Source organism: Streptomyces sp. NPDC037389, from assembly GCF_040636475.1.
In the GTDB taxonomy this organism is placed as follows: domain Bacteria; phylum Actinomycetota; class Actinomycetes; order Streptomycetales; family Streptomycetaceae; genus Streptomyces; species Streptomyces hesseae.
On record NZ_JBEZUS010000004.1, the window covers coordinates 218,194 to 236,539 of the forward strand.

The following is an 18,346-nucleotide window of genomic DNA, read 5'->3' on the forward strand; positions in this document are numbered from 1 at the left end:
GAGGTGGCCTCCGGCCCGGGCCCCGGGTTCCGGCCGGACCGCCCCACCGGCGCGAGGGCCGGGCCCCCACCGACGCCCCGGGACCGGAGGGCTCCGCGCCCGTCAGACCCCCGTCTCCGCCGCCACCCGCCCGGTACGCACGGCCGCCGCCAGCTCCGTGTGGTCGGCTTCCATGCGGTCCGCGTACGTGACGGCGAAGGCGGCGATCGCCTCGTCCAGCTCCTCGCCCTTGCCGCAGTAGCCGGCGATCAGCAGCGGGTCGGCGCTGTGCGCGTGCGCCCGTGCCAGCAGGGCGCCCGTCATCCGCCCGTAGTCGTCGAGCTCGCCGGGGGCCAGCGCCGCCGGGTCCACGCTGCCCTTGCGGTTGCGGAACTGCCGTACCTGGTACGGGCGTCCCTCGACCGTCGTCCACCCCAGCAGCACATCGCTGACGACCTGCATCGACTTCTGTCCCAGCACCACGCGCCGCCCCTCGTGCCCGGCGGGCGGGGCCTCGAAGCCCGTCTTCTCCGCGTAGGGCAGCAGCGCCGACGGCCGGGCCTCCTTCACCTGGAGCACCAGCGGCTCGCCCCGGTGGTCGTGCAGCAGCACCACGTACGACCGCAGCCCCACGCTTCCGGTGCCCACGATCCGGAACGCCACATCCTGGATCGTGTACCGGGCCAGCAGCGGCAGCAGCTCCTCCGGCAGCGTGCCCAGGTACGGGCCGAGCGAGGCCGCGACGGCGGCCGCCTCCTGGTCCGGCACCCGGCGCAGCACGGGCGGCGCGTCCACGAACCGGCGGCCGCCCAGCCCGTCCTCCTCCGTCGCCTTGGCGGCGAAACGGGCGCTGGTGTTCCGCCGGGCCTTCGCCCCGACCCGCTCCAGCGTGCCCACCAGCTGGTGGGCGTCGGCGTGGGAGACGAGTTCCTCGTCGGCGATGGCGTTCCAGGCCTCGGACGCGGGCATCCGGGCCAGCAGCCGCATCGTGTGCCGGTAGGCGCCGGCGGCGTCGCGCGCCGCCGTGCGGCAGGTGTCCTCGTCGGCCCCCGCCTCGCGCCCGGCCAGCACCAGGGAGGCGGCGAGGCGCTTCACGTCCCACTCCCACGGCCCGTGGAGGGTCTCGTCGAAGTCGTTGAGGTCCATGACTATTTCGCCCCGCGCGTCGCCGTAGAGGCCGAAGTTCGCGGCGTGCGCGTCCCCGCACAGCTGGGCGCCCACGCCCGTGACGGCCGTGTCCGTCAGGTCGTACCCCATCAGCCCGGCCGAGCCGCGCAGGAAGGCGAAGGGGGAGGCCACCATGCGGCCCACGCGGATCGGGACGAGCTCGGACAGCCGCCCGGCGTTGGCCTCCTCGACGCTCTCGACCGCGCCGGGGCGCCCGGCGGCGGGCCGCCACCGGGCGTGCGCGGCGCGCGGCACCGCGTCGCGCAGGGCCTTGCCCGCCACCTGGGCGGCCTTACCAGGCCGGCGACCGGCCCTGCGCGCGGGCCCGGCCGGCTCTCCGGCCGTCGGCTGGGCGAAACCCGGTACGTACGGCAGTCGCGTCATCGCGGCGCCACCTCCCCCATCGGCGTCAACCGCCCGTTGGTGTCGATCTTCCCCGACCGTACCGCCCCACCGGGGGCCGTGTCCGGCCGGACCGCCGCCCGGCAAGTCCCCTCGCGCGCGGGACCATTGACCCGTCACGCATATCAGACCTTCCCCATGAAATCCGCTTCTGGGCGATGGGGATCGCTGGATACCCTGCACACCCATCGCATCGTTCGTATCGCTCTCCCCCCTCGCAAGGAGTCATCGTGTCCCAGGTCCAGCGCATGTCCCGGCTGATGGTGAAGACTCTGCGCGACGATCCGGCCGACGCCGAGACGCTCAGCCACAAGCTGCTGGTGCGGGCCGGTTATGTGCGCCGCAACGCGGCCGGCGTCTGGACCTGGCTGCCCCTGGGCAAGAAGGTCCTGGACAACGTCTCGGCCGTCGTGCGCGAGGAGATGGACGCCATCGGCGCCCAGGAGGTGCTGCTCCCGGCGCTGCTGCCCAAGGAGCCGTACGAGGCGAGCGGCCGCTGGGAGGAGTACGGCGAGCTGCTGTTCCGGCTGAAGGACCGCAAGGGCGCGGACTATCTCCTGGGCCCGACGCACGAGGAGATCTTCACGCAGACGGTCAAGGACCAGTGCGTGTCCTACAAGGACCTGCCGGTGATGCTCTACCAGATCCAGACGAAGTACCGGGACGAGGCCAGGCCGCGCTCCGGGGTGCTGCGCGGCCGGGAGTTCCAGATGAAGGACTCGTACTCCTTCGACATCACGGACGAGGGCCTGGCCGAGTCGTACGCCCTCCACCGGGCCGCCTACCAGCGGATCTTCAACCGCCTGGGGCTGGACCACCGGATCGTGTCGGCGGTGTCGGGCGCGATGGGCGGCTCGGCCTCGGAGGAGTTCCTGGCCCCCGCCGCGGCCGGTGAGGACACCTTCGTCGACTGCCCGGCGTGCGGGTACGCGGCGAACACGGAGGCGGTGACCTTCCCCGCGGACCGGGCGGAGCCGGCGGACGGTTCCGGGACCGGCCCGATGGAGGAGCTGGACACCCCGGACACCCCGACGATCGAGTCCCTGGCCCGGCAGCTGGACGTCCCCGCCTCCGCGACGCTGAAGAACCTCCTGGTCAAGGTGGACGGGGAGATCGTGGCCGTGGGCGTGCCCGGGGACCGCGAGGTGGACCTGGGCAAGCTGGGCGAGCACCTGGCCCCGGCGGTCGTCGAGCTCGTCACCGCCGAGGACTTCGCCGGCCGCCCGGACCTGGTGCGCGGCTACGTGGGCCCGCAGGGCCTCGAAAAGGTCCGCTACATCGCCGACCCGCGCGTCGCCCCCGGCACCGCCTGGGTGACGGGCGCCAACAAGCCGGACACCCACGCGCGCGACGTCGTCTGCGGCCGGGACTTCGAGGTCGACGACTATCTGGACGTCGTCGTGGTCGAGGAGGGCGACCCCTGCCCGTCCTGCCGCGCGGGCCTCCGGCTCGGCCGGGCGATCGAGATCGGGCACATCTTCCAGCTCGGCCGCAAGTACGCCGACACCTTCCAACTGGACGTGCTGGGCCCGCAGGGCAAGCCGGTGCGGGTGACCATGGGTTCGTACGGCATCGGCGTCTCACGGGCGGTGGCGGCGCTGGCGGAGCAGACCGCCGACGCCAAGGGCCTGTGCTGGCCCGCCGAGGCCGCCCCGGCCGACGTCCATGTGGTCGCGGCCGGCAAGGCGGCGCAGATCGAGCTCGCCCTGGACGCCGCCGAGCGGCTGCGCGCGGCGGGCCTGCGGGTGCTGGTCGACGACCGGGCCGGGGTCTCTCCCGGGGTGAAGTTCACCGACGCGGAACTGATCGGCGTCCCGAGGATCCTGATCGTCGGCCGCCGGGCCGCCGAGGGCGTGGTGGAGCTCAAGGACCGCCGCAGTGGGGAGAGCGAGGAACTGCCGCTGACGGAGGCGGTCACGAAGCTGACAGCCTGATCGTCCGCCGGTCCGACCGGTCAGACCGTTCCGCGCTCCGCTCCGCCCGGTGCCCCCGGGTGGAGCGGAGTGTGAGCACTCCCACATACCGGACGAGGACATAGCAAGACGGTCGGCATCGTGAACGATGCCGACCGTCTCGTCTGTGCGCGAGGGGGGAGTTGAACCCCCACGCCCTTTCGGGCACTGGAACCTGAATCCAGCGCGTCTGCCTATTCCGCCACCCGCGCATGGGTGTGTCTTCCGCTTTCCGGACCGTTCCCCCGGCGTTTCCGCCCGGTTCTTGTCCGTTCGCCTTCCGACATCGAGAACATTAGCACGCCCTCGACGGTGCGTTCACACCCATTGCCCCCGGCCCATGCCCGGAGGAGGGCCCGGGGAGGGCTCCGGTTGCGGGACACTGGCTTCGGGGCACCTCTACGATCCGCGTGGAGGCGATCCGCGTGGAGGCGACACTCGTCACTCCTGGCGTCGAAGGGGAACCAGCCGTTTTCCCGACGCGTGGATACGATCAGTAAGCAGTATCAGGAACGACACTGAGCATCAGAGACGTCACTGAGGGAAGGAGGTGCCCCGTGGGAGTACTGAAGCGTTTCGAGCAACGACTCGAGGGTCTCGTGAACGGCACCTTCGCCAAGGTGTTCAAGTCCGAGGTGCAGCCGGTCGAGATCGCGGGCGCACTCCAGCGGGAGTGCGACAACAACGCCACCATCTGGAACCGTGACCGCACCGTCGTCCCCAACGACTTCATCGTGGAGCTGAGCGCCCCGGACTTCGAGCGCCTCAGCCCCTACTCCGGCCAGCTCGGCGACGAGCTGTCCGGCATGGTCCGCGACTACGCCAAGCAGCAGCGGTACACCTTCATGGGGACCATCAAGGTCCACCTGGAGAAGGCCGACGATCTCGACACCGGTCTGTACCGGGTGCGCAGCCGCACCCTCGCCTCCAGCGAGTCGCAGGACCCGCATGCCCGGCAGCAGCAGCCCGCGCGCCCCGGCCCCGGCCCGTCCGGTGCCACCCAGGGCGCCGGCCATCCGCCGCAGCCCTCCGGCGTGCCGCCCATGCCCGCGTCGCCGCCGCCCGGCGGCCGTCCCCAGCCGCGCACCGGCGGGCCGGGTCCCGGCGCGGTGCCCGGGGCACAGACGCGCCGCTGGATCGAGATCAACGGCACCCGCCATCAGATCTCGCGGTCCACGCTCGTGCTGGGCCGCAGCACCGAAGCGGACGTACGCATCGACGACCCCGGCGTCTCCCGCCGGCACTGCGAAATCCGGGTCGGCACCCCCGCGACGGTCCAGGACCTGGGGTCGACCAACGGGATCGTGGTGGACGGGCAGCACACCACGCGCGCTACGCTCCGCGACGGCTCACGGATCGTCGTGGGCAGTACCACCATCGTTTATCGGCAAGCCGAAGGGTGAAGCGGGGGCAATGTCAGAGCTGACCCTCACGGTCATGCGGTTGGGTTTCCTCGCCGTACTGTGGCTGTTCGTCATCGTGGCCGTCCAGGTCATCCGCAGCGATCTGTTCGGCACTCGCGTGACCCAGCGCGGTTCCCGCCGCGGCGGGGAGGCCCGCCCGCAGCGCGCGCAGGCCCCGTCCGCGCCGCCGCAGCAGCGCCAGCAGCAGCAGCCCGGCGGCGGCCGTCGCGCCGACCGCGGCCGCCGTGGCGCGCCCACCAAGCTGGTGGTCTCCGAAGGCAGCCTGACCGGCACCACGGTGGCCCTCCAGGGCCAGACCATCTCCCTCGGCCGCGCCCACGACTCGACGATCGTGCTGGACGACGACTACGCCTCCAGCCGGCACGCCCGGATCTACCCCGACCGCGACGGCCAGTGGATCGTCGAGGACCTCGGGTCGACCAACGGCACCTACCTCGACCGGACCCGGCTGACCACCCCGACCCCGATTCCGCTCGGCGCGCCGATCCGTATCGGCAAGACCGTCATCGAGCTGCGGAAGTAGTAGGACCATGACGACCGGAGGGTGGGCAGCGTGGCTGGGAAGGGGCTGTACCCGGAGCCGACGGGCGAGGTGCGCATGAGTCTGTCACTGCGCTTCGCCGCCGGATCGCACAAGGGCATGATCCGGGAGGGCAACGAGGACTCCGGTTACGCCGGCCCCCGGCTGCTCGCCATCGCCGACGGCATGGGCGGCCAGGCGGCCGGCGAGGTCGCCTCCTCCGAGGTGATCTCCACCCTCGTCGGGCTCGACGACGACGTCCCGGGCTCCGACATCCTCACCTCCCTCGGCACCGCCGTGCAGCGCGCCAACGACCAGCTGCGCGTCATGGTCGAGGAGGACCCCCAGCTGGAGGGCATGGGCACCACGCTCACGGCCCTGCTGTGGACCGGTCAGCGGCTCGGTCTCGTCCACGTCGGCGACTCCCGCGCGTACCTCCTCCGCGACGGTGTGCTCACGCAGATCACCCAGGACCACACCTGGGTGCAGCGGCTGGTCGACGAGGGCCGGATCACCGAGGAGGAGGCCACCACCCACCCGCAGCGCTCCCTGCTGATGCGCGCGCTGGGCAGTGGCGACCATGTGGAGCCGGACCTGTCGATCCGCGAGGTGCGGGCCGGCGACCGCTATCTGATCTGCTCCGACGGACTCTCCGGTGTCGTCAGCCATCAGACGATGGAGGAGACCCTCGCCAGCTACCAGGGTCCCCACGAGACGATCCAGGAGCTGATCCAGCTCGCCCTGCGCGGCGGCGGCCCGGACAACATCACCTGCATCGTGGCCGACGTCCTCGACGTCGACGGCGGGGACACCCTCACCACCGAGTTCAACGACACTCCGGTGATCGTCGGCGCGGTGGCCGAGAACCAGCTGCACATCATCGACAAGCGGGCCATGCAGACCCCGGCCGGCCGCGCCGCCGGGCTGGGCCGGCCCGTGCCCCCGCAGGAGGCGGCGCCCGGCGGCTTCGGCCCGCCCGGCAGCGGCGACCCGGGGACGGCCGGCATGCCGGACGGCGCCTTCGGCCCGTTCACGGACGAGGACTTCGTCAAGCCGCGGCGCAAGGGCCGCTGGCTCAAGCGCTCGCTGATCATCACCCTGGCGCTGGGCGTCGTCGGCGGCGGTCTGTACGGCGGCTACCAGTGGACCCAGACGCAGTACTACGTGGGCGCGAAGGACAACGACCACGTGGCGGTCTACCAGGGCATCAACCAGGACCTGGCGTGGGTGAGCCTGAGCAAGCTGTACAAGGACCACCCCGAGATCGAACTCAAGTACCTTCCGGTCGACCAGCGCAGTCGTGTCGTGGACACGATCGCCGTCGGCAGCCGGGACCAGGCCGTGCAGAAGGCCAAGGAGCTCGGCACGCTCGCCGGCGCCTGCAAGAAGGAAGCCGAGCGGCACAAGGCCGAGCAGCAGCAGCGCGAGAGCGAGAAGCAGAACAGCGACCGCACCGGCGGGGCCACGAACGGCACCGCCAAGGACACGGCGAAGGAATCCGGCGAGGCCCGCTCCCACGCCGCCCAGGCCACCCCGGCTCCCACCCCGGGCCCCACCCTCAGCGAGGAAGAGCAGAAGTTGGTCCCGCAGTGCAGCAGCGCTCAGCAGTGAAGCCGTAGGGGGCCACCACCGCCATGTCAGCGATTTCACCCATTCCCAACTCCGGCAGCAATACGACGACGATCAGCACCGTGGGCCCGCCGAGCCGGCGCAACACCGAGCTCGCGCTGCTGGCCTTCGCCGTCATCCTGCCGTGCTTCGCCTACGCCAACGTGGGCCTGGCCCTCGACGGCGAGATGCCCTCCGGCATGCTCGGCTACGGCATCGGCCTCGGCCTGCTGGCGGGCGTCGGCCACCTGGTCGTCCGTAAGTTCGCCAAGTACGCCGACCCGCTGCTGCTGCCCCTGGCGACACTGCTCAACGGCATCGGCCTCGTCATCATCTGGCGGCTGGACCAGTCGCCGCGACTGATGGCCCGTAAGGCCTTCGCCCCCGCCGCGACCAACCAGCTGCTGTTCTCGGCGCTGGGCATCGCGCTGTTCGTGGCCGTCCTGATCTTCCTCAAGGACCACCGGATCCTCCAGCGCTACACCTATATCTCTATGGCGGTCGCGCTGGTCCTGCTGATCGCCCCGATGTTCTTCCCGGCGGTCTACGGCGCCCGCATCTGGATCACCATCCCGGGCCTGGGCTCGATCCAGCCCGGTGAGTTCGCCAAGATCGTCCTGGCGATCTTCTTCGCGGGCTACCTGATGGTGAAACGCGACGCGCTGGCCCTGGCCAGCCGCCGCTTCATGGGGCTCTACCTGCCGCGCGGCCGTGACCTCGGCCCGATCCTGGCGGTCTGGGCGTTCTCGATCCTCATCCTCGTCTTCGAGACCGACCTCGGTACGTCGCTGCTGTTCTTCGGCATGTTCGTCGTGATGCTCTACGTCGCGACCGAGCGCACCAGCTGGATCGTCTTCGGTCTGCTGATGTCGGCCGTCGGCGCGGTGGCCGTGGCCAGCTTCGAGCACCACGTCCAGGAGCGCGTCACCGCCTGGCTCCACCCCTTCGACGCCTTCAAGGACGGCAGCTCCGACCAGATCGCCCAGGCCCTGATGGCCTTCGGCTCCGGCGGGGTCTTCGGCACGGGCTGGGGCCAGGGTCACTCCGACCTCATCGGCTTCGCCGCCAACTCCGACTTCATCCTGGCCACGGTCGGCGAGGAGCTCGGCCTGGCCGGCGTCATGGCGATACTCCTGATCTACGGCCTGATCGTGGAGCGCGGCGTGCGTACCGCCCTCGCCGCTCGCGACCCCTTCGGCAAGCTGCTCGCCACGGGCCTGTCCGGCGCCTTCGGCATCCAGGTCTTCGTGGTCGCCGGCGGTGTCATGGGCCTCATCCCGCTGACCGGTATGACCATGCCGTTCATGGCTCAGGGTGGCTCCTCCGTCATCGCGAACTGGGCGCTGATCGCCGTGCTCATCAAGATCAGCGACACCGCGCGGCGGCCCGCGCCGGCCCCCGCCCCGTCCCCCGACGCCGAGATGACCCAGGTGGTCCGCCCGTGAACAAGCCCGTGCGCCGGATCGCCATCTTCTGCGGTCTCCTCGTCCTCGCCCTGATGATCAGGGACAACTGGATCCAGTTCGTCCAGGCCGACGAGCTCAAGACGAACAAGCACAACCGTCGCGTCACGATCGCCCGCTACAGCCAGCCGCGCGGCAACATCATCGTCGACGGCCAGACGATCACCGGCTCCCAGGAGACCGGCGGCATCGACTTCAAGTACAAGCGCACCTACAAGAACGGCCCGATGTGGGCTCCGGTCACGGGCTACAGCTCACAGGTGTTCGACGCGAACCAGATCGAGAAGCTCGAGGACAAGGTCCTCACCGGTGACGACGACCGGCTGTTCTTCAACCGCACGGTCGACATGATCACCGGCAAGGGCAAGAAGGGCGGTGACGTGATCACCACCCTGAACGCCAAGGCCCAGGAGGCCGCCTTCAAGGGCCTCGGCGACAAGAAGGGCGCGGTCGCCGCCCTCGACCCGCGCACGGGCAAGATCCTCGCGCTGGCCTCCACCCCCTCGTACGACCCGTCGACCATCGCCGGGGCCCAGGACAGCAAGGCGTGGAACGCGCTCCAGGCCGACAAGAACCAGCCCATGCTCAACCGGGCGCTCAAGCAGACCTACCCGCCGGGCTCGACCTTCAAGGTCGTCACCGCCGCCGCGGCGCTGGAGAACGGTCTCTACAAGGACGTCGACGCCAAGACGGACTCGCCGCTGCCGTGGATCCTTCCGGACACCCGCGTGGAGCTGAAGAACGAGGGCAGCCTGCCCACCTGTAAGGACGGCTCCCTCCGGGAGGCGCTGCGGATCTCCTGCAACAGCGTCTTCGGCAAGATCAGCGCCGACCTCGGCAACCAGAAGATGATCGAGCAGGCGAACAAGTTCGGCTTCAACAAGCCGGTCGACACGCCCGTCCGCGCCGTGCCCAGCATCTTCCCCAAGGACAACCGCCCGCAGAACGCGATGGCCGGCATCGGCCAGGCGTCCAACCGGGTGACCCCGCTCCAGATGGCCATGGTGGCCTCGGCCGTCGCCAACAACGGCAAGCTCATGGAGCCGTACATGGTCGACAAGCTGCGCGCGCCCAATCTGAACGTCATCGAGCACCACCAGCCCAAGCAGATGAGCCAGCCGGTCTCCGCGGAGAACGCCCAGAAGCTCCAGAGCATCATGGAGACGGTCGTCGAGCAGGGCACCGGCAAGAACGCCCGCATCGACGGCGTCAAGGTGGGCGGCAAGACCGGTACCGCCCAGCACGGCGTCGACAACAGCGGCAACCCCTACGCGTGGTTCATCTCCTACGCGAAGACCGACAAGGGCTCGCCGGTGGCCGTCGCCGTCGTCATCGAGGGCTCGGACACCACCCGTGACGACATCGCCGGTGGCGAGCTCGCCGCCCCCATCGCGAAGAACGTCATGGAGGCGGTCATCAACTCGGAGAAGTGATCCGGCTCACTCGCCACGGCCGAACCACTCCTCCGTCTGTACCGGTCGTATATCGGGTGCCGGTGGCGCCCCGAAGGCGCCCCGAGCGCCGGGTACGGTATGCCGGACAGCACACCGCCGGACCCACGCCGGTGAGGTCAGGAACACGGAAGGGCTGGAGCTATGGAAGAGCCGCGTCGCCTCGGCGGCCGGTACGAGCTGGGCTCGGTGCTCGGCCGCGGTGGCATGGCCGAGGTCTACCTCGGGCACGACACCCGGCTCGGCCGCACCGTCGCCGTGAAGACGCTGCGGGTGGACCTCGCCCGCGATCCGTCCTTCCAGGCCCGGTTCCGTCGTGAGGCCCAGTCGGCCGCCTCGCTCAACCACCCGTCGATCGTCGCCGTGTACGACACCGGCGAGGACTACGTGGACGGGGTCTCGATCCCGTACATCGTCATGGAGTACGTCGACGGGTCGACGCTGCGCGAGCTGCTGCACTCCGGCCGGAAGCTGCTGCCCGAGCGGTCGCTGGAGATGACCATCGGCGTGCTCCAGGCTCTGGAGTACTCCCACCGGGCCGGCATCGTCCACCGGGACATCAAGCCCGCCAACGTCATGCTCACCCGCACGGGTCAGGTCAAGGTCATGGACTTCGGCATCGCCCGGGCCATGGGCGACGCCGGCATGACCATGACGCAGACGGCGGCCGTCATCGGCACCGCCCAGTACCTCTCGCCCGAGCAGGCCAAGGGCGAGCAGGTCGACGCGCGGTCCGACCTCTACTCCACCGGCTGTCTGCTCTACGAGCTGCTGACGGTCCGGCCCCCGTTCATCGGCGACTCGCCGGTGGCCGTCGCGTATCAGCACGTGCGGGAGGAGCCGAACCCGCCGAGCACGTACGACCCCGATGTCGCGCCCGAGATCGACGCCATCGTCCTCAAGGCGCTGACCAAGGACCCGGACTACCGCTACCAGTCGGCCGACGAGATGCGCGCCGACATCGAGGCGGCCCTGGACGGCCGTCCGGTGGCCGCGATGACCGCGCTCGGCGGCATGGGCGCTGGCGGCTACGGCATGGAGGAGCAGCCGACCACCATGCTCCGGCCCCAGGAGCCGGGGCACATGGCCCAGACGTCGATGATGCCCCCCGTGGCCGACGGCGGGGGCTACGGCGGCTACGACAACGGCTCCCACGGCGGCCGGCGCGCCGCCGGCGGGAACGGCCGCAAGAGCAACCTCTCGACGATCCTGCTGGTCGTCGCGGGCGTGCTGGTGCTCGTCGGCGCGATCTTCATCGGCAAGTCGCTCTTCAGCGGCGGCGGCAACAACTCCAAGGTGACCGTCCCCAGCCTTCTCGGCCAGACCCTCGCCGAGGCCAAGCGCTCCGGCGACAACGGCGGCTTCAAGGTCACCGAGGGCGAGCAGAAGAACTGCGACCAGCCCAAGGGCAAGGTCTGCGACCAGGACCCCAAGGCCAACACCAAGGTCGAGCGGGACAGCGAGGTCAAGGTCTCGCTCTCCAAGGGTCCGGTCCAGATCGACGTCCCGAGTGTGGTCGGGCAGTCGTTCGACAAGGCCAAGTCGCAGCTGGAGGCCCTGGGCTTCACGGTGACGCAGAAGCAGGAGGAGTCCAGCCAGCCCGCCGGCACGGTCACCAAGCAGGACCCGGACGCCGGTGAGAAGGCCGACAAGGGCACGGAGATCACCCTCACCGTGGCCACCCAGGCGGCGAGCAAGACGGTGCCGTCCGTGACCGGCCAGCCCTTCGACCAGGCGCAGAAGCAGCTCAAGGACCTCGGCTTCACCGTGACCCGCGAGGACGAGGACTCCCCGCAGCCCGCCGGCACGGTCACCCGGCAGAGCCCCGACGGCAACACCTCCGCGCGGCCCGGCTCCACGGTCACCCTGTTCGTCTCCAAGGGCGCGGCCCAGCAGAAGGTCGGTGTGCCTCAGGTACTCGGCCAGAAGCTCAAGGACGCCAAGAACGCCCTCACGGGTGCCGGCCTGAAGGTCGGCAACATCGCCGGCCCGCAGGACGACAACGCCACGGTGATGGTCTCCGACCCGGGCGCGGGCGCCCAGGTGCCCAAGGACACCCCGGTCAACCTGACGACCATCGCCGCCGCGCCGAACCCGGGCGGCAACCCCGGCGGTCAGCAGGGCCAGCCCGGCGGTACCGACCAGGACACCGGCTTCTTCGGCGGCATCATCGGCGGCCGTCGCCACTGAAGCCTGGGCCTTGGAATCTATGGCCTTAACGACCGTTGACGCGGCGAAGCCCCGGTCACCCCATTTGAGGGTGACCGGGGCTATTAGTTTCGATAGCGCGAGCTCGCAGTGGCTCTTGGCTCGAAATATAAAGTTACACCATGCAGACAGCAGCTCTATCGCAAGCGCTACGCGCCGTAGATATACCAATTCTGACCAGTCGCACTTGAACCTGCGCCCCATTGCTGAGCGGGGGCACCATTGATGCGACTAGAGTTCTCGATTTCCAGAAGCTGACCGCTGTTGGAGTTGACAAAAAGCGCCCCGTACTGACTGTCCAAGTGCAACACCTCCCAGAACGCCCCGGGCTGGTCGCCACATTTCCACTGCTGAGCACGAGCACCGTAAGACTTGCTGGAATTGTTGATCTCGAGGCACTTTCCGGAATTGTCATTCACAATCCAGAACCGGCCACGATCCTGCTGGTAAACACTCCAGTAAATCCCAGCCTGCCCGTTACAGTCCCACTGCTGCGCTGGAGCGCCATTCTCCGTGCTGGAATCTCGAATCTCGAGACACTTTCCACTGCCTCTATTTACGAGCTTAAACGACCCATCCGTCCATGAACCCGCGTGGCTCGCCCCTGGGGTCATAAGCGCAACAAATACAGCAGATACCGCCACTGCGGCGACTTTCTGAAAAAACTTCACAATTTGACCCGATCTCAAGCGTATAACACATTCACACAAATGCGCGAAATGATCATAGCGCCACATTTTGAGATGCGGACCAAACGGAGTAATCAATTCCACTTAGTGGCCGAAAATGCATCGCGATGGCTAAAATAGGCCAGAATCCCCCTTGATGGCCAGGCCTACGCTCAGCAGGAAGACATGCCGATAGACCGAAAAAGAAGCGGGCCGCCCTGTTGACAGGATGAAGCGAGTCGGATCTGGTACCTACTTCTGACGGGCTAGTTTCGCGGGTCGAAGCTCGCACGAGTTCACCATGGATCCCACTGAGTGAGTTGCAGGAACTGCTGAAGCAGTGCCGCCAACAAAGGGGCTCATCCCTGCACAGGCTGCAAATTGCTGCCACAGCCAAGGGAGCCCAACCTTGGCCGCACTGCTGCTGGATTCCATCGGAACTATGCGCGCGATACTCTCGCTTAGAGAGTACTTACCATCTCGAGGTAAGTACTCGAGTGAACAGTAAGTTTCCCCGAGTTTAGGCCTATAACACTAGGGAACACCAACTCCCTTCAGCGCTATACTCCGATGCAGGGTGGCAGTTCGATGAGGCTGCAAATAATCATCAGATGCATCACAGGCACTATTTCCGATCAGCAGACCGAAATGGCAAATCGGAAATCCCCACCCTGCCAGCTCTTAGCGCAATTCCTTGGGCGGAGTGCGCTTGGCGTCGACCTTCTCCGTGCGCACCAGCTCGGCCCAGACGATGTAGCGGTAGTCGGAGGTGTAGACCGGCGTACAGGTCGTCAGGGTGAGGTAGCGGCCCGGCCGGGTCTTCCCGGACTCCTTCGGCACGGTGTCCAGGACGTCGACGTTGAAGCGGGAGGTCTCCTTGAGGTCGGCGTAGACCTTGTAGACGTACCAGGTGTCGCGGGTCTCGAAGACGACCGGGTCACCGGTCTTGATCTTGTCGATGTTGTGGAACTTGGCGCCGTGGCCGTCGCGGTGGGCGGCGAGGGTGAAGTTGCCCTGCTTGTCCCAGGGCATGCCCGCCTTGACGGGCTCGCGGTAGAAGCCGGCGACGCCCTCGTTGAGGACCTTGCCGCCGGTGCCGGGCTTGACCAGCACCTCGCCGTTCCTCATGGCCGGTACGTGGAGGAAGCCGATGCCGTCCTTGGTGTCCAGCGCGCCGGGGCCGCCGGCCGAGGCGGGCGCCTTGGCCCAGTTGTCGCGCACGTGGCTGCCCTGGCGCTTGGCCTCGCGGTCGGCGAGGACGTTCGTCCACCACAGCGAGTAGGCCACGAAGAGGGCCATGATCACGCCCGCTGTGATCAGCAGCTCACCCATGACGCCGACGGCGGCGGCGATCCGCCTCCGCGTCCGGTCCTGCCGCTGTGGCTCGTCGCCCTCGGTCCGTGCCACCGCGCCCGTACCCCGTTCTCCGCTGTGCCGTCACTCCACGAGCGCGTCCGGTTTTCCCTTGCTCCGGGGCCGCTCGTCGACCATCTTGCCCCACACCACCAGGCGGTACGTACTGGTGAACTCCGGGGTGCAAGTGGTCAGCGTGATGTAGCGGCCGGGCCGGGTGAAGCCGGAGCCGGCCGGAACGGGCTCGATGACCTTGGTGTTCGCCGGGGACGTCTGATCCAGACGGCTTGTCATCTCATAGGTGTAGAAGGCGCTCCCGGTCTCCACCACGATCTTGTCGCCGGGCTGCAACCTGTTGACGTAGCGGAACGGTTCGCCATGGGTGTTGCGATGGCCCGCGAGCGCGAAGTTGCCCTGCTTGTCCCACGGCATCGCGGTCTTGAGGGCTCCGGTGGCGTAGTGGCCGACCATGCCCCGGTCCAGCACCTGGTGCTTGCCGACGCCCTCGGCGATGGGGGCCTTCACATCCAGCTTGGGGATGTAGACGATCGCGAAGCCCTGGCCCGGGGAGAACTCCCCCGCGTCCCGGGCCGCACCCTGGGCACCGTTCTTGTCCCAGCTGTGCCGCAGGCTGTCGGCCGTACCGCCCGCCTGGCGATGGGCGATGACGTTCGTCCACCACAGCTGGTAGGCGACGAACAGCAGCATGACCACGCCCAGGGTGATGAACAGCTCGCCCACGGCCCGGCTGGCTATCACCCCGGGGCTGTCCCTGCGGGCGCGTGCGGCCCGTTGGGCGGCGCGGCGGCGCTCCGCGCGCCCGCCGGTCACCACCGGCCGCTCCGGCTCGGCCAGGCGCAGCGCCATCGTCGCGTCGTCCTCGGGCGGCAGCGGCTGGGCCACGGCCCCGGGGGTGTACGTGCCGGAGCCGTACGGCTCGGAGCCATGCGCCCCGGCATCGAACGCCCCGGAGCCGTACGGCTCGGAGCCGTGCGTCGCGCCGGTGCCGTACGTCGTCGTCCGCCGGGGGACCAGCCCGGAATCCCGCAGTGGGTCCTGTTCCGGGCGGAGCGCGGTCACGCCCCGGCCTTGCCCACCACCGGGGCGAGCCCTTCCGACCGTTCCACCGCCCCCATGTCGCCGCAGGCGACCAGCCAGTTGGCGAGCATGCGGTGGCCCCACTCGGTGAGCACGGACTCCGGGTGGAACTGCACGCCCTCGACCGGCAGATCGCGGTGGCGCAGGCCCATGATCACCCCTGTGTCGGTCCAGGCGGTGATCTCCAGCTCGTCCGGCCATCTGTCGCGCTCCGCGGCCAGCGAGTGGTAGCGGGTGGCCGTGAAGGGCGACGGGAGGCCGTGGAAGACGCCCTTGCCCTCGTGCGTCACGGGCGAGGTCTTGCCGTGGAGCAGCTCGGGCGCCCGGTCGACGACGCCGCCGTAGGCGACGGCCATCGACTGCATGCCCAGGCAGACGCCGAAGACCGGCACTCCGGTGTTGGCGCAGTGGCGCACCATGTCGATGCAGACCCCGGCCTCCTCGGGCGCGCCCGGGCCGGGCGAGAGGAGGACGCCGTCGAAGCCGTCCTGGGCGTGCGCGGGCTCGACCTCGTCGTTGCGGCGCACCTCGCATTCGGCGCCGAGCTGGTAGAGGTACTGGACGAGGTTGAAGACGAAACTGTCGTAGTTGTCCACGACGAGGATGCGTGCGCTCACCGGACCACCGCCACCATTCCGTTGCTCACCGGCATGCCGTTGTCGACCGTGACGTCGTTGAACGGCAGCAGCGGTTCCGCCCAGGGGAAGACGTACTGGAAGAGGACGTAGACGGTCGCCAGCACGAGCAGCAGCGAGACCAGCGCCTTCGCCCACGCGTTGCCCGGCAGATGACGCCAGATCCAGACGTACATGCTCTACCCACTCGCCGATGATTGGATGTTTGGGCACCAGACTAAGGGTCGGCACCCCGGCCGCGGGGGTCAGCCGGACAAAGCCGCGGGCCTGCCGCCGGAGACCGGACGGGTCTCGGCCAAATGGCCCCAGACGATGAGCCGGTGGCTGTGCCCCCACTCCGGTTCACAGGTGGTCAGGGTCAGATAGCGGCCCGGCTCCCGGTATCCGGGCCCGGCGGGCACCGGGTCGATCACGGCGACGTCGGTGGGCAGCGTCCGGTGGGGCCGGGTGTCGACGCGGTACGTGAACCAGGTCGTCCCGTCGTTGATGACCACCGCGTCGCCGGGGCGGAGCTCGTCGAGGTCCTTGAACGGGTCGCCGTAGGTGCGTCGGTGGCCGGCGACGGCGAAGTTGCCGGTGCCGCCGGGGGACGCGGTGCCCGCGTAGTGGCCGAGTCCCCGTTTCAGCAGCTCGGTGCCGGTGCCCTCCAGAACGGGCTTGGCCCAGCCGGCGCCCAGGCGGGGGACGTACATCACGGCGAAGGCCGCTCCGGGGCGTTGGCCGGCCGGGGGCGCGGGTGGTGTTTCCGCGCCGCCCCCAGCAGTGGCCGGCGCGTCATCGACGCGGGGCGCCGGGGAGACCAAGGGGCCCTCGGCCGGCGATGGGGCCGCGCCGGGGACAGGTGCGGAGGACGGTGCCGCGGCGGGCGGTGCCGCGGCGGGCGGTGCCGCGGCGGGCGGTGCCGCGGCGGGCGGTGCCGCGGCGGGCGGGCCGGCGGCCCACCGTTCCCGGAGGCGGCCGATCTCGTCGTCCATGGCGCTGTCGGCGCGGATGCCGGTCCAGTAGAGGAGGTAGACCACGAAGAGCACGATCAGCGTGCCGGCGGTCAGGCAAAGCTCGCTGAGCGTCCGTACGACGAGGCGTGATCGCACCGGCCGGACACCTCCCGGGGGTCATCCCATGGGCTTGGCGTAGTGGAGATCCACTGTGCCCGAGTAGCCGGGGAGAGTCACCGCCTCGTGCTGGTCGACTTTCCAGCCGAGGCCGTAGGCGGCGACGTACTGGAGGTAGTTCTGGATCGCCGGGGAGCCGTCCAGGGCCTTGCGGAGCGCGCCCCGGTCACCGACTGCGGTGATCTTGTACGGAGGCGAGTAGACGCGACCCTGGAGGATGAGGGTGTTGCCCACGCAGCGGACCGCGCTGGTGGAGATCAGCCGTTGGTCCATCACCTGGATGCCCCGGGCGCCGCCCTGCCAGAGGGCGTTGACGACGGCCTGGAGGTCCTGCTGGTGGATGACGAGGTCGTTGGGCTGGGGCTGGGGCACCCCGGGGATCTTCGCGGTGGCGTTGGGCGGGGCGTCCATGAGCGTGACGGTCAGGCCCTGGCCCGCGAGCTTGCGGGTGCCGGCGCCTTCCTCCAGCGCGGCGAGCTTTCGCTGCTCGGCCGCCGTACCGCCGTTGTCGCGCCGGGCGAGGGCGTCGACCTGGGCGCGGGCCGCCGCGGCGCTGTCCTCGAGGTCGCCGTTCTTGCGGCTGCGCTCCCGGATGAGGTCCGACAGCCGGAGCATGGAGTCGTCGGTGCGGATGTTGGTGCCCTGGGCCGTGTTGAAGCTCGTCCAGAAGATGAGGCCCGCGAGGGCGAAGACGCCGCCGGTCAGCAGCCGCACCGGGCGGAAGCGCCGGACGGGCCCGCTGGTGGAGTCCGCAGAATTACTCACCGTACCCTTATCCTCTCCGACGCCGCGGAAGCACTACGCTAACGGACGCCCGGGGGAACGAAGCGCTCCCGTCGCTCCCGCCCCGGCGGACAGCCCATGTGATACCCAGCCCCATGTGAACCCCAGCGCGGTCACGCAGCGCATCGACAGGAGAGTTCCCTCGTGCCGAAGTCACGGATCCGCAAGAAAGACGACTTCACGCCGCCGCCGGTGAAGCAGCAGAGCATCAGGCTGGCGACGGGGCGTCGCTGGGTGGCGCCGCTGATGCTGGCGCTGTTCCTGATCGGCCTGGCCTGGATCGTCATCTTCTACGTGACGAGCGGCGACATGCCGGTGGAGTCCCTGAAGAACTGGAACATCGTGGTCGGCTTCGGCTTCATCGCGGCGGGGTTCGTCGTCTCCACCCAGTGGAAGTAGCGCGGTAGCGCGAGTTATCCACACCCTCGTCCACAGTGGGGAAAACTCAGAAGATCTGTGGATAACTTCCCTGGCATTGACGCCGGTGTGACTGATCGCAAGCGCTGCGTATCCATGGTCACAC

15 protein-coding genes, 1 tRNA gene and 1 pseudogene are annotated in these 18,346 nt (G+C 69.3%); 8 read left to right on the forward strand and 9 right to left on the reverse strand.

The window, feature by feature from the left end; translation table 11 throughout:
- Positions 1-102: 102 nt before the first annotated feature.
- Positions 103-1,530: a DUF2252 domain-containing protein gene (locus AB0E98_RS10625; RefSeq protein ID WP_361701021.1), complete on the reverse strand. Its 1,428-nt coding sequence runs from the start codon at positions 1,528-1,530 to the stop codon at positions 103-105.
- 248 nt (positions 1,531-1,778) lie between these two features.
- On the opposite strand from AB0E98_RS10625, the gene AB0E98_RS10630 reads away from it, so the two are divergent.
- Positions 1,779-3,482: a proline--tRNA ligase gene (locus AB0E98_RS10630; RefSeq protein ID WP_361701023.1), complete on the forward strand. Its 1,704-nt coding sequence runs from the start codon at positions 1,779-1,781 to the stop codon at positions 3,480-3,482.
- A 146-nt stretch (positions 3,483-3,628) separates the two neighbouring features.
- Here the strand turns inward: AB0E98_RS10630 and AB0E98_RS10635 are convergent.
- Positions 3,629-3,712: transfer RNA gene (locus AB0E98_RS10635), tRNA-Leu, on the reverse strand.
- 345 nt (positions 3,713-4,057) lie between these two features.
- Here AB0E98_RS10635 and AB0E98_RS10640 point away from each other — a divergent pair.
- From AB0E98_RS10640 to pknB, 6 genes are all read left to right on the forward strand, one after another.
- The gene (locus tag AB0E98_RS10640) at positions 4,058-4,903 is read left to right on the forward strand and encodes a DUF3662 and FHA domain-containing protein (protein ID WP_361701025.1); all 846 of its coding nucleotides are present in this window, start codon (positions 4,058-4,060) and stop codon (positions 4,901-4,903) included.
- A 10-nt stretch (positions 4,904-4,913) separates the two neighbouring features.
- Entirely contained in the window at positions 4,914-5,447 is a 534-nt protein-coding gene (locus AB0E98_RS10645; protein ID WP_361701028.1) for an FHA domain-containing protein, read from the forward strand.
- 75 nt (positions 5,448-5,522) lie between these two features.
- Positions 5,523-7,055 (forward strand): PP2C family serine/threonine-protein phosphatase, encoded by a 1,533-nt coding sequence (locus AB0E98_RS10650; protein WP_361701519.1) that lies wholly within the window; start codon positions 5,523-5,525, stop codon positions 7,053-7,055.
- 23 nt (positions 7,056-7,078) lie between these two features.
- Positions 7,079-8,497 (forward strand): FtsW/RodA/SpoVE family cell cycle protein, encoded by a 1,419-nt coding sequence (locus AB0E98_RS10655; RefSeq protein ID WP_361701031.1) that lies wholly within the window; start codon positions 7,079-7,081, stop codon positions 8,495-8,497.
- Complete coding sequence (locus tag AB0E98_RS10660; RefSeq protein ID WP_361701034.1) at positions 8,494-9,948, forward strand: penicillin-binding protein 2; 1,455 nt, start codon at positions 8,494-8,496, stop codon at positions 9,946-9,948. The genes AB0E98_RS10655 and AB0E98_RS10660 overlap by 4 nt, the downstream gene beginning before the upstream one ends.
- Before the next feature lie 162 nt (positions 9,949-10,110).
- Positions 10,111-12,156 (forward strand): Stk1 family PASTA domain-containing Ser/Thr kinase, encoded by a 2,046-nt coding sequence (pknB, locus tag AB0E98_RS10665; RefSeq protein WP_361701037.1) that lies wholly within the window; start codon positions 10,111-10,113, stop codon positions 12,154-12,156.
- Between the two features lie 167 nt (positions 12,157-12,323).
- Here pknB and AB0E98_RS10670 read toward each other — a convergent pair whose 3' ends face one another.
- From AB0E98_RS10670 to AB0E98_RS10700, 7 genes and pseudogenes are all read right to left on the reverse strand, one after another.
- Positions 12,324-12,911 (reverse strand): RICIN domain-containing protein, encoded by a 588-nt coding sequence (locus AB0E98_RS10670; protein ID WP_361701520.1) that lies wholly within the window; start codon positions 12,909-12,911, stop codon positions 12,324-12,326.
- Positions 12,912-13,523: 612 nt separating this feature from the next.
- Positions 13,524-14,174: a class E sortase gene (locus tag AB0E98_RS10675; protein WP_361701522.1), complete on the reverse strand. Its 651-nt coding sequence runs from the start codon at positions 14,172-14,174 to the stop codon at positions 13,524-13,526.
- Between the two features lie 105 nt (positions 14,175-14,279).
- A pseudogene (locus AB0E98_RS10680) lies at positions 14,280-14,993 on the reverse strand (class E sortase); the annotation flags it as partial.
- A 278-nt stretch (positions 14,994-15,271) separates the two neighbouring features.
- On the reverse strand, positions 15,272-15,910 hold the full coding sequence (locus tag AB0E98_RS10685) for an aminodeoxychorismate/anthranilate synthase component II (RefSeq protein ID WP_361701040.1): 639 nt from the start codon (positions 15,908-15,910) through the stop codon (positions 15,272-15,274).
- Positions 15,907-16,104, reverse strand: a complete 198-nt coding sequence (locus tag AB0E98_RS10690; RefSeq protein WP_361701042.1) for a hypothetical protein — start codon at positions 16,102-16,104, stop codon at positions 15,907-15,909. The genes AB0E98_RS10685 and AB0E98_RS10690 overlap by 4 nt, the downstream gene beginning before the upstream one ends.
- A gap of 69 nt (positions 16,105-16,173) precedes the next feature.
- Positions 16,174-17,019: a class E sortase gene (locus AB0E98_RS10695; protein WP_361701045.1), complete on the reverse strand. Its 846-nt coding sequence runs from the start codon at positions 17,017-17,019 to the stop codon at positions 16,174-16,176.
- Between the two features lie 21 nt (positions 17,020-17,040).
- Complete coding sequence (locus AB0E98_RS10700) at positions 17,041-17,805, reverse strand: DUF881 domain-containing protein (RefSeq protein WP_361701047.1); 765 nt, start codon at positions 17,803-17,805, stop codon at positions 17,041-17,043.
- Between the two features lie 162 nt (positions 17,806-17,967).
- Here AB0E98_RS10700 and crgA point away from each other — a divergent pair, with 162 nt between their 5' ends.
- Positions 17,968-18,222 (forward strand): cell division protein CrgA, encoded by a 255-nt coding sequence (crgA, locus tag AB0E98_RS10705; RefSeq protein WP_361701050.1) that lies wholly within the window; start codon positions 17,968-17,970, stop codon positions 18,220-18,222.
- The last annotated feature ends 124 nt before the right edge of the window (positions 18,223-18,346 follow it).